Below are 12,959 nucleotides of genomic sequence, written 5' to 3' on the forward strand. Positions count from 1 at the left end.
GTTTGTGACCCAGTCTCGCACCTCCCGCTCTTCCAAGAGCGTCATCACCAAGATCCTGCTGGCGGCCGCCGCCGTCATCGTCGCGATTTTCGCAGGCTTCGGCCTGTTCAACGACACCTTGCAACGCAACGCCAAGACCGACGAGGTCCGCGACTACATGGCGGGTGTCGGCAAGTCGGAAGTCAACATCGTCCGCAACTGGTTCGAAGCCCGCATATTGCTGGTCGAGACCACGGCCGAACGCGTCGCCAAGGCTGGCGAGGTCACCCCCGAATTCTTCGACCTGAAAACCCTGACCGACAATTTCAGCGCCACCTATTACGGTGTCGCCGCCGACGGCGCCTTCAACATGTGGCCGCCGGCCGATCTTCCCGAAGGCTATGACCCGCGCAAACGGCCCTGGTACCAGGATGCCGTCGCCAAGGGTGGCTCGACGATTACCGACCCCTATCAGGATGCCTCCACCGGCAACCTGATCGTGACCGCGGCCACCCCGGTCAAGGCCGGCGGCACGGTTGCCGGCGTTGTCGGCGGCGACTTCGACATCACCACCCTGGCGGAGATGCTGGCGAGTTCCGATATGGGCGGCCTGGGGTATGTCTTTGTCACCGATTCTGAAGGCACGATCCTGATCCACCCGGACAGCGCGCTGATTTCCAAACCCCTGAACGAGCTGTTCCCGGACGGTGGCGTGAAAGTCTCCAGCGAACCGCAATACGCCTCCAATGCAAACGGCGACCGGATCATCCAGTTCGTAGCGGTTACCGGTCTTCCGGTCGACTGGCAAATCGGCCTTTCCGTCGATGAGTCCGCGGCTTATGCCAGCCTGACCAGCTTCCGCTATTCGGCGATCATCGCGACCGTAATCGCAACCGTCCTGATGCTTGTCATTCTGGGCACTTTGTTCCAGACGCTGTTGGCACGCCCCCTCGCCTCGGTCACCGGTTCGATGGCACAGATCGCAGAAGGGGATCTCGACGCCCCCGTCCAGGGCCTGGAGCGCAACGACGAGATCGGCTCGATCGCCAACGCGGTTGAAGTCTTCAAGACAAATGGCAAGGCTCAACGCCAGCTCGAAGCGGAACGTGAAGCCGAGCAGGAAGCCAAGCAGCGCCGCGCTGCTGCCGTCGACGATCTGCTCGGCGGTTTCAACCAGGAAATCCGCAGCGTGCTGGAGACCGTTTCCAACGCCACCGAAGAACTGGAGCGCACCGCGCGCGAACTCGCCGACACTTCCGAGAAGAGCTCGACCGACGCGGAAGCCGCCGCTCGCACCACCGGCGACACCGCGGCCAATGTCCGCTCCGTCGCCGCGGCTTCTGAGGAACTGACCTCGTCGATCGCCGAAATCGCCCGCCGGGTCGAGGACCAGGCCGGCATTTCCGACAAGGCGTCCTCGGCTGCATCGGAGACCGATCAGACGGTGCAGAGCCTGGTGGCAACCACCGACCGGATCAGCCAGATTGTCAGCCTGATCAACGATATCGCAGCCCAGACCAACCTCCTGGCACTGAACGCCACCATCGAGGCGGCGCGTGCCGGGGAAGCCGGCAGGGGCTTTGCGGTTGTGGCCTCCGAAGTGAAGTCACTCGCCACCCAGACCGCCCAGGCCACGGAAGAGATCGCGACCCAGATCCAGGCCATGCAGACGGTGTCCAATCAGGCGGCCGACGCCATCAAGGACATCGCCAACGTGATCGCGGAAATGTCGGAGATCTCCAAGGACATCTCGGTCTCCGTCGAACAGCAGAGCCTGGCGACCAACGAGATCTCGAAAAACGTCAACGAGGTCTCCACCGGCACCGACTCGATTTCCGAGACCATCATCCAGGTCTCCAGCGGTGCCCAGTCCACCGGCCGTAACGCCGCCGATGTGCTGTCGACCGCCGAGTCGCTGTCCACCGAGGCCTCGGACCTGCGCAGCAAGGTCGAACGCTTCTTCGAAGGCATCCGCGCCGCATAAGCTAATAGGCAGTTCCAACGAAGGAAGGCGGGCTCAAAAGCCCGCCTTTTTTCTTGCGAACCCCATCCCCATCGTCATGCCATGGCTCGGCCATGGCCCCCATGCCGTTTCACCCCCCTCCAGCACGGACGTGCCATCTGGTGAGGTCACGGCATGGATTGCCGGATCAAGTCCGGCAATGACGAAGGCTGGAAGCAAGCAAACGGCTCGCATTTTCTCGCCAAACCCATCCCCCATCGTCATGCCATGGCTCGACCATGGCATCCATGCCGTTTCAACCCCTCCGGCACGGACGTGCCATCTGGTGAAGTCACGGCATGGATTGCCGGATCAAGTCCGGCAATGACGAGGGAATATCAGAGTTGGTAGCAATGCGGTTACGCTGTCAGTTCCCTTAGGAACGCCCGCAGCCGATCCATGCCCTCCGGCGTCCAGCCGAGCGCCCGCAGCTTCTCTGTCGTCATGATGCCGGGCATGTTCACGGCCTCCTCCGGAAGCTTGCCGGTCACGCCAGAAATCTCGGAATAGGCCGCCAACAGATCTCGCCGGTCGAGCAGCAGATCCGACACGTTGAAGACCTCAAAGGGCTCAGGCTCATCCCGCGTAAACAGCAAGGACACTGCCGCCGCCAGATCTTCGCCATGAACCTCTGTTGCCCGCCGGGGCGTGATCTTGTCGCCGCGCGCAAAGTCTTCGAACAGGGACGACCACTTGTGTTCCTGCAAACCCGGCGGCAGGCCGTAGACGCCGGTCGCGCGCAGCACGGAACCACGAAAGACCCTGTCGCTCAGTTCCGCGAGAACCTGTTCGCCCGCCATCTTGACCTCTCCATAAAGCGATTCCGGCTGTGGGTCGTCCGTTTCCTGGAGCATCTCACCGCGACGGTGGTCGCCATACACCGCCCGGCTGGAGAGAAACACCGCCCGCCGGCATCCTGCCTTTTTGGCGGATTCGAACAGGCGCTGCGTGCCATCGACATTGACGCGTCTGAAAGTCTCCGGATCGTCGCCCTCCCCGCCCCGGAAGCGGCCGGGTTCATGCAGCAGCGCGCAATGGACCAGCGCATCGGCTTCGGCAAGCTGCGGTTCAGGGGCCGACAGATCGAAGGGATGAAACGCGGCCGCAAAGCCGCCGACCGGCCGGCGGCCCAGAACCGTAACCCCATGGCCCTCTCCAATCAGCCGCGCCAGAATGAACCGGCCAACGCTGCCGCTTGCCCCGGTCAGCAGGACACGCATCTCAGGACGCCCTGAGCGCCGCCGCGTCGACAGGCCGCGGCAGCACGGAAATATCTTCTGGAATGCCGTCGCCGGTGGCAAAGGCCTGCCATAGATCAATCAGCGGCCGCAGTCGGTCCACCTTGTCATGGCTGGTCTGCCAGGGTTTTTCATACTGGTAATGCAGCACGTGGACCTGGTCCCAGTCCCAGAGGTCCGGCAGGTTGAACCAGACATATTGCAGCATGTTGTAGAAGACCGGCAGGCCATGCCAGTCGGGAAAGAAACTTTCCAGGAAGGTCTGGTCGGTGCGCCGCCAGAACGCCTCCGGCTGATCGAGCCGCTCCAGCATTGCCGCGAAGGTGGCTTCGCTCGGGACGGCGGTGAAGACGCCGCTGTTCATCCGGTGAAAGTCCTTGAGACTTTCATAGACATTGGGCGCCGCGCAGAATTCCGGATAGCCGAACAGCTTGTCGATATTCTTAAGCACCAGTGCATCTGCGTCGATGAAGACGACCTTGTCATACTCGGTGAGCTGCCACAGGCGCAGCTTGACGAAATTGTCCAGGGGCGTGTGGAACACCGGCTTGCCGCCCTTGGTGAAGGGGGCCGCCTTGTGCAGGCGGCCACGCTCGTGGCGTTCGTTGAAGGCGTCCGAGGTCGGCAGACGGTCGCAGCGGCCGAGGCGCGGCTCGAAAGCCTTCAGGACGGCAAGATCGTCCTCGTCGACCCCCGGCGTACAGAGCACTACCAGATCGGCGGATGTGCCACTGCGGCGGAGCGAGCGCAGCAGCGCGGTGGCGCCGAGCACATAGTCCCGGTTGGTCACCAGCGTCACATAGGCGGTCCGGCTTCCGGGCGCCCTGTCGAAATCTGGAGCATCTTGCATCGTCCCGCCTCAGGAAACGGATTTCAAACGCGGATGCTCCGGATCGTGCTCGATCTCTTCGGCGATTTCCTTGGTCCAGGCCGAAACGGCTGGCACGCGGCTGCGATCGACCCGGTAGGCATAGGTCTTTGCGACATCCACCACTTCGCTGAGCAGACCGTCTTCCAGCGTGGTCGGGTTGAGGCCAAGTTCCAGGAACTGCTTGTTTTCAACAACCAGGTCGTTCTCGGCGGCTTCCTTGCGCGGGTTCGGCAGATAGGCGACCTTCGCGCCGGTGAGTTTTGAAATCAGCTCCGCCAGATCGCGCACCCGGTGGGTTTCAGTCATCTGGTTGAACACCTTGACCCGGTCGCCCTTCTGCGGTGCGTTCTTCAGCGCCAGCTCAATGCAGCGCACCGAATCCTGGATGTGAATGAAGGCACGGGTCTGCCCGCCCGTGCCATGCACAGTTAGCGGATAACCGATGGCCGCCTGGATGAGGAACCGGTTCAGCACGGTGCCATAGTCGCCGTCATAGTCGAAGCGGTTGATCAGCTGCTTGTGGCGCAAGGTCTGCTCCGTATGCGTGCCCCAGACGATGCCCTGATGCAGGTCGGTGATCCTCAGGCCGTCATTCTTGGCGTAGAACTGGAACAGCAGCTGATCCAGGCACTTGGTCATGTGATAGATCGAACCGGGATTGGCCGGATAGAGGATTTCCTGAGAAGCCTTCTCGCCGCCGAGCGTCTCCACGTCGACGGAAAGATACCCCTCCGGGATTGCCGCGCCGACGCTGGAATAGCCATAGACGCCCATGGTGCCCAGATGCACCAGATGCGCGTCCAGATCCAGCTCCACCATGGCGTTCAGCAGGTGGTGCGTGGCGCTGACATTGTTGTTGACGGTGTAGTTCTTGTGCTGGTCCGACTTCATCGAATAAGGCGCGGCGCGCTGTTCAGCGAAATGGATGATCGCATCGGGGCGGTTGTCCGCCAGCCAGGCCTTGAAGACCTCGTAGTTCTTGGCAATGTCGATCAGGTGAAAATGGATCGTGTTGCCTGATTCCTGCTTCCAGATCCGGGTGCGCTCCTGGATCGAATCCATCGGCGTGAGCGACTGCACACCGAGTTCGGCATCGATCCACCGGCGGCTCAGATTGTCGATGACATGAACTTCATGTCCCTGATCCGACAGATGCAAGGACGTGGGCCAGCCGACAAAACCATCACCGCCAAGTATCGCAATCTTCACTGAAAATCTCCCCGGGTTGTCCGTATCGAAACGTCTCGCCGTTCCGATTGTTCCATTTGAAAGACCAGATCATTGCGATATTTCCGTGACAACTCAATATCGAACTTCACGATTGATATACGAGAGACGATTGGTCACGGGAAACCGGTCAGGTGGTCGACCGGATTTCGAAGGCGCCGGAGGCGGGATCGACGGGATCCAGATTGCTGACGGTGTTGACCCGGGCGAGCGAAGGCCCCTGCCAGAGCGCGTCCAGCATATCGACGACCGTGTCCGAGGGGCCGGAAAAGACCGCTTCGACAGACCCGTTGGCAAGGTTCCGCACCCAGCCGGAAAGCGCCCGCGCCTCCGCCTCGCCGGCGCACCAGGCCCGATAGCCGACGCCTTGCACCCGGCCTTCAACAAGCACATGAACGGTCAATGGATCTGCTGTCATCAAGCACCCCCGGTCCTTCCCTGAGGCAAGCTTAGAGTGCTTCGGAAAAGGTTTCTAGACTTTCGCGAGTGTCTCCCTGCGCGATGCCCGTTTCTGTTCGTCCAGCATGACGATCAGCGACGCCCCAACAATCACCAGCGCACCCGGCCAGAAGGCTCCACTTGGCGCAAAGCCAAAGGCGAAGAAACCAACGGCGATGTTGAGCGGCAATTTCAGATGGTCGAAGGGCTGGACGAAGGCCGCGTCCGCCTTCTGATAAGCCAGCGTCAGCAGGTAATTCGCAATCACCGTCAGCACAGCCGCCCCGGCCAGAAGCCACAGCGCCGGGCCGGAGGGCATGATGCCGCCGTCGCCCAGCGCCAAAAGCGCATTGACCGGCGTCAGCAGCAATAGCAGGTAGACGGTGATGGAATCGGCTTCTTCGGTCGCGGTGAGTTTCTTGGTGACCAGCGACGTCCCGGCCCAGAACGCCGCTGCGCCAACCGGAAGCAGCGCGGCCCAGCTGAAGGCTTCCGTCCAGGGCTCCAGGATCACCATGCCGCCGGCAAAGCCGGCAATCGTCGCCAGCCAGCGCACCGGGCCGACCCGTTCGCCGAAAAACAGCTTCGCACCAATGATCACGAAAAACGGCGAGGTCATCACCAGGGCGATCGCCTGCCAGATCTGGACCAGCGACAGCCCGGCAACCCAGAGCTGGATTCCGACAACCGCAAGACCGCCACGCAGGAGATGCCAGCCGAGATGCCGTGTTTTCAGAGCGGAAAGGCCGCGCCGCAGGACAAACGGCAAGGCAACGAGGAGGCCAAGCGCATACTGCCAGAAAGCGGCCGAAGTCGACGGCACGCCCAGCTGCATGGTCGAGGCCTGCAGGGCACCGTTGACAAGGGCGAAGGACGCCCCTGCCCCGATCATGGCTAGGGCGGCAAAAAGGGATTTCCGGGAATTGGCCGACATGGCGCTGTCCTTTCCGAGTTCGGTTCCGTTTCCAATCAGAACAGTCTCAAAAAGACACGCGACCACAGGCCCCGGCTAAGGTTCTGCAGCCAAGTTCTCTCTCATCCGGACTGTCACCGTCGGCTCCGGCTTCTCACCGGATCTGCTGACCCTTGCAGGTGTCCTTGCAAGGCGCTCGCGGGCTCCAGGTCTCCCTGATACCGCCGGTGGGGAATTGCACCCCGCCCCGAGAACTGTTCTCAAAAAAATTCAGTATTACTGAAAAAGCGGGAAGGCAATGAAAAACTGCCCGCTCTGAGACCGTCAGTCCGAACACACCCTGTTCCGGCCGGCCTCCTTCGCCCGATAAAGGGCGGCGTCGGCGCGCGCGATGGCCTGGTTGACGGTTTCGCCTTTGCCAACCGTTGCCACACCGATGCTCACGCGCAGCGGAATGTCCTGCCCTTCATGCAGATGCGGCGTGGCTTCGACCTTGTCGCGAATGGCTTCGGCGATTGTCAGCGCCAGGTCGGGTGCGCAGTCTTCCAGTAGACAGTAGAATTCCTCGCCACCGGCCCGCGCAAAGATGTGAGGCTGCGCAAGAACTTTGTCGAGCAACCTGACGAGATGGCGCAGGGCGGCATCACCGCACGCGTGGCCATGACGGTCATTGACCTGCTTGAAGTGATCAATGTCGATCACAAGAACGGACAGAGGCCTGGACGGGACTTGAGCGCGCTCCCATGCCGCGGTTGCAAGTTCAAAGAACCGCCGCCGGTTATAGGCCTCCGTCAGATCGTCCCGCTCGGCCGCTCTCGTCAGCTTTTCTTCAAGTTTTTTGCGCTCCGTGATATCGAGCATGGCTCCGGCAAGCCCGTTTACCTCACCGCTTGCCGCATCCCTTGTGACCGCCTTGTGAAAGGTCACCGTCCGGTATTCGCCCGTCGCGAAACGCACCTCCGCATCGTAGATCTGGACACCACCCTCACGCATCAGGGCCTCGTCGGCCTCCTCATAGACCTTTGCCAGTTCCTCCGGAGCCACGTCATAGACGCTCGAGCCGCGGACCTTCGCCGCCGGCAGTCCGATGAAGCCCTCAAAGGCCTTGTTGCAACCGCTGTAGATACCGGCCCTGTTCTTGAAAAAGATCGGCGACGGCAGGTTGTCGATGGCGGCCTGCAGCTTGTCCCGTTCAACGGCGATGTCGTGACACCGTTGCCGCAGCGCTTCCCGTACCCTGCTGAACCTGGTTGCCCGCATCAGCGCGAGCGCGAGCTGTGTCCGGTCCTTGAAGGAAACGACTTCATCTGCTCCGGCGGCGAGCAAAGCCATTTGCCGATCGCCTGCCAGAACAGCATCGACAACGGCGATCACATACCGGTCGCCGTCGAGCAGCGACGGGTTATCCTGGAGAAAGGCTTCCACATTTTGGACGACCAGAAGGCAGATCCGGGAGCAGGAAAATCCCTTTGGCCCATTAGGGTCAATGCGTTCGAGTTGATAGCCCTCGGGCATGACCGGCAAGGTCTTCCCGGCTTCTGCGTAATAGCTGACGACAACCGCCGTATCGCGCGGTTCCGCTGTTTTATCGGACTCCGTCTCAAACATGACAAACCAGGACCTGTTCTCGTCTGCCCTCTGTTTAAGCAACAGCGATAAATCTGACGTTAAGACAGCTAAATAAAGCCTCATCGTCCCAAGCGTCGCACAGGCGCTCTAAGGACGCGCCACCAGGCTTTGACAGGCCGTCTGCAGAAACTCTGCGATCTCCATGGGCGTTTCCGCAATCAAAACAGGCTGCTCCGCTTCGAGTTCTTCGCGGCTGCCATAGCCCCACAGCACACCGATCCCGGCAACCTCGTTGACATTGGCACCGATGAGATCGTGTTTGCGGTCGCCGATCATGACCGTCTCACCGGCTTGCAGCGCCTCTTGCCTCAAAATATGAGCAATCAGCTCCGCCTTTGCCGACCGGGCCCCGTCCAGCTCCGAGCCATAAACGGTTCCGAAATACGGCCGCAGTCCGAAATGCTCGATGATCGTGCCCGCATAGGCATGGGGCTTGGACGTGCAGACATGCAGCCGCAGCCCGCTCTCTAAAAGGTCTGCCAGCAGCTCGGGAATGCCATCGATCAGCGTGTTCTCGTAAAGACCGGTCTTCGTGTAGCGCTCCCGATAGAAGCCGACCGCACGGTCGAGCTCTTTTTTCTCCTCCGTGGCCAATAGAACACGAAAGCTTTCCCAGAGCGGCGGTCCGATGCACCAGCGCAGGTCCTCGGCTGCAACAGCGGAAACGCCCATCTTTTCCAGAGCGTATTGGATGGAGCGGGTGATGCCTTCGAAAGGATCGGTCAGCGTTCCGTCCAGATCGAACAATACGGTCGTGAATGACAAACCATTCCCTCCAGGCCAAAAAACAAACGGCCCGCACCTTCAGGTAACGGGCCGCCGCACTATCGATGGTTCCAGACCACTGTCAATCCGGCTCAGGAAAACTCCATGATCACGGCGTCGACCGCGAGACTGTCGCCCGGCTTGGCCTTGATGGCGGTCACCGTGCAGTCCCGCTCGGCGCGCAGCACGTTTTCCATCTTCATGGCTTCGACAACGGCAAGCTGCTCGCCTGCCTTGACCTCCTGGCCCTCGCTGACCGCAATCGACACGACCAGACCCGGCATCGGGCAGAGAAGCATCTTTGAGGTATCCGGCGGCAGTTTTTCAGGCATCAGCTGGTCAAGCTCGGCAATCCGCGGCGTCATCACCTTGGCAACGACGGAATAGCCCTGCCAGTCGAGCCGGTAACCACCCCTCACCTTGCGCACCTGAACCGTGACGGTTCGGGACCCGACCTTGCCGGACCACATCGGATCGCCCGGTGCCCAATCGGCCTCCACATTCATGACCGGACCATCGCCGATGGCCACGTCTATTTCGACCGGTGTGCCGGGATAACCCGCTGCCAGCCGGATCGGCACATAGGTCTTGTCCAGCTTGATGACCCAGTCCTCGCGGATCGCACCGGAGTGCGGCCGCAGACGTCCCGGCAGGTGGTCAAGCCGCTCGCGCTCGAGCGCGCCCATGGACAGGGTCACCGCGGCAAGAACCGCATAGGCTTCGGCGTCCGGGACCGCCGGTGCGAAGCCGTCCGGATATTCGTCGGCAATGAAGCTGGTGGCCAGATCGCCGGAACGCCAGCGCGGATGGTTCATCAGCGCGGTCAGGAAGGGCACATTGTGCTGAATGCCGTCGACATAGAAGGCGTCCAGGGCCGAACTCATGGCATCAATCGCCTCCGCCCGCGTCGGTGCGTGGGTGATCAGCTTGGCGATCATCGGGTCGTAGAACATCGAGATTTCCGAGCCCTCGACCACGCCGGTATCGTTACGCACGGTCACCGCATCGGTTGTCATTTCCTCCGGCGGCCGGTAACGCACCAGCCGGCCGATGGAAGGCAGGAAATTCCGGTAGGGATCTTCCGCATAGATGCGGCTTTCCACGGACCAGCCGTTCAGCTTGACGTCACCCTGCTTCAGCTGCAGCTGTTCGCCTGCGGCCACGCGGATCATCTGCTCCACCAGGTCGACCCCGGTGATCAGCTCGGTGACCGGGTGTTCCACCTGCAGGCGGGTGTTCATTTCCAGGAAGAAAAAGCTCTTGTCCTGCCCGGCGACGAACTCGACGGTGCCGGCGCTGTCATAGTCGACGGCCTTGGCCAGCGCGACCGCCTGTTCTCCCATCAGCCGGCGGGTTTCCTCATCGAGCAGCGGCGACGGCGCTTCCTCGATGACTTTCTGGTTGCGGCGCTGGATCGAGCATTCACGCTCGCCGAGATAGATCGCGTTGCCGTGCTTGTCGCCCAGCACCTGGATCTCGATATGGCGCGGGTTCTCGATGAACTTCTCGATGAACACCCGGTCGTCGCCGAACGAGGACGCGGCTTCGGACTTGGAGCGGGCATAACCGTCACGGACTTCATCGGCATTCCAGGCAATGCGCATCCCCTTGCCGCCGCCGCCTGCCGAGGCCTTGATCATGACCGGATAGCCGATGTCCTCGGCGATCTCGACCGCCTGGTCCGGCGTCTCGATCACACCGAGATAGCCGGGTACCGTGCTGACATTGGCGTCGTTGGCGAATTTCTTTGATTCGATCTTGTCGCCCATGGCCTCGATGGCGCGCGGATTCGGACCGATCCAGACAATGCCCTCCTTGGCCAATGCTTCCGGGAAGCTGGCCCGTTCGGACAAGAAGCCATAGCCCGGATGAACCGCTTCGGCGCCGGTTTCCTTGCACGCGGCGATGATCTTGTCGGCGATGAGGTAAGACTCGGCGGCTGCCGCCGGACCGATATGCACTGCCTCATCCGCCATTTCGACATGAAGCGCCTCTCGGTCGGCGTCGGAATAGACGGCGACCGTCTTGATGCCCATGCGGCGCGCGGTCTTGATGACCCGGCACGCAATCTCACCACGGTTGGCGACAAGTATTTTCGAGAACATGAATTTCCACCCGGCTGGATCGTTTTGCTTTTTGTAGGCCTCCCCTCAGGGCCGCGCAACTTATCCAAAGGGCGAGACGTCTTTTTGCCGATTCGGCACGACTCTTGCCCGATCATCCCCTTATTGACGGAAAGAGAGAGGCAAAACCGGCGGCAACTCTGCCGTTTATCTGAATATTAAGAAAGCTATTGCAGGAATTACGGATGAAAAAGGGGAAGAGCCGCATGATAAGTCGCTTCACAAGTGTGTTTCTTGCTGGCGCAATGCTGTCGACCGCAAGCCTTGCGGACACGATCGGCAAATGGAACCGTGGCGAGATCAACGGTTTTACACGCTACTGGACCGGCAACAAAGAGGGCGCAAGTTTTGTGGTTTGGTGCCATCCGGAGCGGAAGGTCAACGGCACCTTGCTGCATATCGAGATCGGCGGACATACCCCAACCCCGAACACCCGGATCAAGCTGATCATGGATCAGGAGATTCTGGAACTGCCCGTCAACGCACAGGGCTACATAGACAGCGGCTGCGCGACCTGTTCCGACAGTTTCGGCTATGTCTGGCACAAGCTGCGCGCGTCTCACACCCTGGCGGTCAAATTTCACGACAACCGCTATGCTGGCTTTTCCTTGAGAGGTGCGCGGCAAATCCTGCCAGGTCCCGTCTGTCCGACTGACTGGCAGAAAAAGAACCCGAACAGTTAGCGCCCTCGCTGTTTCTTCCGGCCGAACCCGGCAGCGACCGATAAAAGTTCAAATTTTAAGTATTTCTTAGAGACACCCTGCAATTCTGTCATTGACAGATTTGGGTAGGGCAAATGCTGAAGGTTTCTCTATTTTTCGCGGCGCTATTGATCGCGGCGTCCCCCTTGCAAGCTGCTGAACAGGGCAAGTGGCACAACGATTCCGCCCATGGGTACGAGCGCTATTGGACCGTGAACTCAACGGGTGCGCGCTTTACCATCTGGTGCCCACCCAACCACGATGCGCGCGGCGCGCTGATCGGCATCGATATCAAGGGGCAGCGTCCTTCACCGGACTCGCTGGTCAGGGTCGAACTGGACCACAAGCTGGTGAAGTTCAAGGTCGGTCCCGACGGCTATATCCGCAACGATTGCCCTGCTTGCAGCGATAACCTGACCTATTTCTGGCACCGCCTGCGCTCTTCCGTGAGATTCAAGGTCCAGTTCGAGGACCGGCGCTACGCCGGCTTTTCGCTCAAGGGCGTTCGCGAAGTCACACCGCACTCGGTCTGCGCAAGCCAGCTGGCTCATAACAGCCAATAATCGGGATTTTCCGGTCCAATCCCGCGTTCAAGTGCTCCGGGTCACAATTCCGCGTGCCCAATCATCGCATACTGGCGCTCATGATTTCCCCACGGGTAATATCATGCCTGGAAGCCTGGCTGCTCTTGGCCGGAGTTCCGGACAGATGACCCGACGGACCAGGAGGCATCGATGCGAAAATTTCACTTTCTATCAGCGGCGTTCGTTCTGGCGGGCCTTGCCATGACGACGGCCGCGGAAGCACGGCCCGACTTGCGCCGCATGACCTGTGCCCAGGCGCAGCAAATGGTGGCACAGCATGGCGCCGTCGTGTTCACAACGGGTCAGCACACCTATTCGATGTTCGTTTCGAACCTGAGCTACTGCGACCGCAACCAGGTGCTGTTCACCCAATACGGCCAGACCCGCGACGCCCGCCGGTGCCCGGTTGCCTATGAATGCCGGGAACCGCTGTTCCCGCGCGGCGGCTTCAACCGCTGGGATTGACCCCACGAGGGTCAGTTCCAGCGG

At 60.9% G+C, this 12,959-nt stretch carries 12 protein-coding genes and 1 riboswitch; of the genes, 4 read left to right on the forward strand and 8 right to left on the reverse strand.

The features are described 5' to 3' along the window. Positions 1 to 4 precede the first annotated feature (4 nt). The gene (locus M0H32_RS08460) at positions 5 to 1,963 is read left to right on the forward strand and encodes a methyl-accepting chemotaxis protein (protein WP_248153137.1); all 1,959 of its coding nucleotides are present in this window, start codon (positions 5 to 7) and stop codon (positions 1,961 to 1,963) included. A 377-nt stretch (positions 1,964 to 2,340) separates the two neighbouring features. Here the strand turns inward: M0H32_RS08460 and M0H32_RS08465 are convergent, their stop codons facing one another. The 8 genes from M0H32_RS08465 to M0H32_RS08500 all read right to left on the reverse strand — a co-directional run bounded on the left by M0H32_RS08465 (position 2,341) and on the right by M0H32_RS08500 (position 11,167). After that, positions 2,341 to 3,201, reverse strand: coding sequence for an NAD-dependent epimerase/dehydratase family protein (locus M0H32_RS08465; protein ID WP_248153138.1), 861 nt, complete (start codon positions 3,199 to 3,201; stop codon positions 2,341 to 2,343). Position 3,202: 1 nt separating this feature from the next. Continuing rightward, positions 3,203 to 4,069 (reverse strand): glycosyltransferase, encoded by an 867-nt coding sequence (locus tag M0H32_RS08470; protein WP_248153139.1) that lies wholly within the window; start codon positions 4,067 to 4,069, stop codon positions 3,203 to 3,205. Between the two features lie 9 nt (positions 4,070 to 4,078). After that, on the reverse strand, positions 4,079 to 5,299 hold the full coding sequence (locus M0H32_RS08475) for an NAD-dependent epimerase/dehydratase family protein (protein WP_248153140.1): 1,221 nt from the start codon (positions 5,297 to 5,299) through the stop codon (positions 4,079 to 4,081). 148 nt (positions 5,300 to 5,447) lie between these two features. After that, on the reverse strand, positions 5,448 to 5,735 hold the full coding sequence (locus M0H32_RS08480; RefSeq protein ID WP_248153141.1) for an acylphosphatase: 288 nt from the start codon (positions 5,733 to 5,735) through the stop codon (positions 5,448 to 5,450). A gap of 54 nt (positions 5,736 to 5,789) precedes the next feature. Beyond that, the gene (locus tag M0H32_RS08485) at positions 5,790 to 6,689 is read right to left on the reverse strand and encodes a DMT family transporter (protein ID WP_248153142.1); all 900 of its coding nucleotides are present in this window, start codon (positions 6,687 to 6,689) and stop codon (positions 5,790 to 5,792) included. A gap of 89 nt (positions 6,690 to 6,778) precedes the next feature. Further along, positions 6,779 to 6,927: riboswitch (FMN riboswitch) on the reverse strand. Positions 6,928 to 6,992: 65 nt separating this feature from the next. Next, the gene (locus M0H32_RS08490; protein WP_248153143.1) at positions 6,993 to 8,276 is read right to left on the reverse strand and encodes a sensor domain-containing diguanylate cyclase; all 1,284 of its coding nucleotides are present in this window, start codon (positions 8,274 to 8,276) and stop codon (positions 6,993 to 6,995) included. 108 nt (positions 8,277 to 8,384) lie between these two features. Further along, the gene (locus M0H32_RS08495; protein ID WP_248153144.1) at positions 8,385 to 9,062 is read right to left on the reverse strand and encodes an HAD hydrolase-like protein; all 678 of its coding nucleotides are present in this window, start codon (positions 9,060 to 9,062) and stop codon (positions 8,385 to 8,387) included. 92 nt (positions 9,063 to 9,154) lie between these two features. Next, positions 9,155 to 11,167, reverse strand: a complete 2,013-nt coding sequence (locus tag M0H32_RS08500; RefSeq protein WP_248153145.1) for an acetyl-CoA carboxylase biotin carboxylase subunit — start codon at positions 11,165 to 11,167, stop codon at positions 9,155 to 9,157. Between the two features lie 224 nt (positions 11,168 to 11,391). On the opposite strand from M0H32_RS08500, the gene M0H32_RS08505 reads away from it, so the two are divergent. The 3 genes from M0H32_RS08505 (at position 11,392) to M0H32_RS08515 (ending at position 12,935) form a co-directional block, all read left to right on the forward strand. Continuing rightward, complete coding sequence (locus M0H32_RS08505; RefSeq protein WP_248153146.1) at positions 11,392 to 11,868, forward strand: hypothetical protein; 477 nt, start codon at positions 11,392 to 11,394, stop codon at positions 11,866 to 11,868. Between the two features lie 113 nt (positions 11,869 to 11,981). Continuing rightward, positions 11,982 to 12,449, forward strand: a complete 468-nt coding sequence (locus M0H32_RS08510) for a hypothetical protein (protein WP_248153147.1) — start codon at positions 11,982 to 11,984, stop codon at positions 12,447 to 12,449. 171 nt (positions 12,450 to 12,620) lie between these two features. Continuing rightward, positions 12,621 to 12,935 (forward strand): hypothetical protein, encoded by a 315-nt coding sequence (locus M0H32_RS08515; RefSeq protein ID WP_248153148.1) that lies wholly within the window; start codon positions 12,621 to 12,623, stop codon positions 12,933 to 12,935. Positions 12,936 to 12,959: the final 24 nt, after the last annotated feature.

Source organism: Roseibium sediminicola, assembly GCF_023156505.1.
In the GTDB taxonomy this organism is placed as follows: Bacteria; Pseudomonadota; Alphaproteobacteria; order Rhizobiales; family Stappiaceae; genus Roseibium; species Roseibium sediminicola.

What these genes read in the sequence shown, in the direction of transcription:
- M0H32_RS08465 (WP_248153138.1), bottom strand. Translation starts at nt 3,201, where the DNA reads ATGCGTGTCCTGCTGACCGGGGCAAGCGGCAGCGTTGGCCGGTTCATT.
- M0H32_RS08470 (WP_248153139.1), bottom strand. Translation starts at nt 4,069, where the DNA reads ATGCAAGATGCTCCAGATTTCGACAGGGCGCCCGGAAGCCGGACCGCC.
- M0H32_RS08480 (WP_248153141.1), bottom strand. Translation starts at nt 5,735, where the DNA reads ATGACAGCAGATCCATTGACCGTTCATGTGCTTGTTGAAGGCCGGGTG.
- M0H32_RS08485 (WP_248153142.1), bottom strand. Translation starts at nt 6,689, where the DNA reads ATGTCGGCCAATTCCCGGAAATCCCTTTTTGCCGCCCTAGCCATGATC.
- M0H32_RS08490 (WP_248153143.1), bottom strand. Translation starts at nt 8,276, where the DNA reads ATGTTTGAGACGGAGTCCGATAAAACAGCGGAACCGCGCGATACGGCG.
- M0H32_RS08500 (WP_248153145.1), bottom strand. Translation starts at nt 11,167, where the DNA reads ATGTTCTCGAAAATACTTGTCGCCAACCGTGGTGAGATTGCGTGCCGG.
- M0H32_RS08505 (WP_248153146.1), top strand. Translation starts at nt 11,392, where the DNA reads ATGATAAGTCGCTTCACAAGTGTGTTTCTTGCTGGCGCAATGCTGTCG.
- M0H32_RS08510 (WP_248153147.1), top strand. Translation starts at nt 11,982, where the DNA reads ATGCTGAAGGTTTCTCTATTTTTCGCGGCGCTATTGATCGCGGCGTCC.
- M0H32_RS08515 (WP_248153148.1), top strand. Translation starts at nt 12,621, where the DNA reads ATGCGAAAATTTCACTTTCTATCAGCGGCGTTCGTTCTGGCGGGCCTT.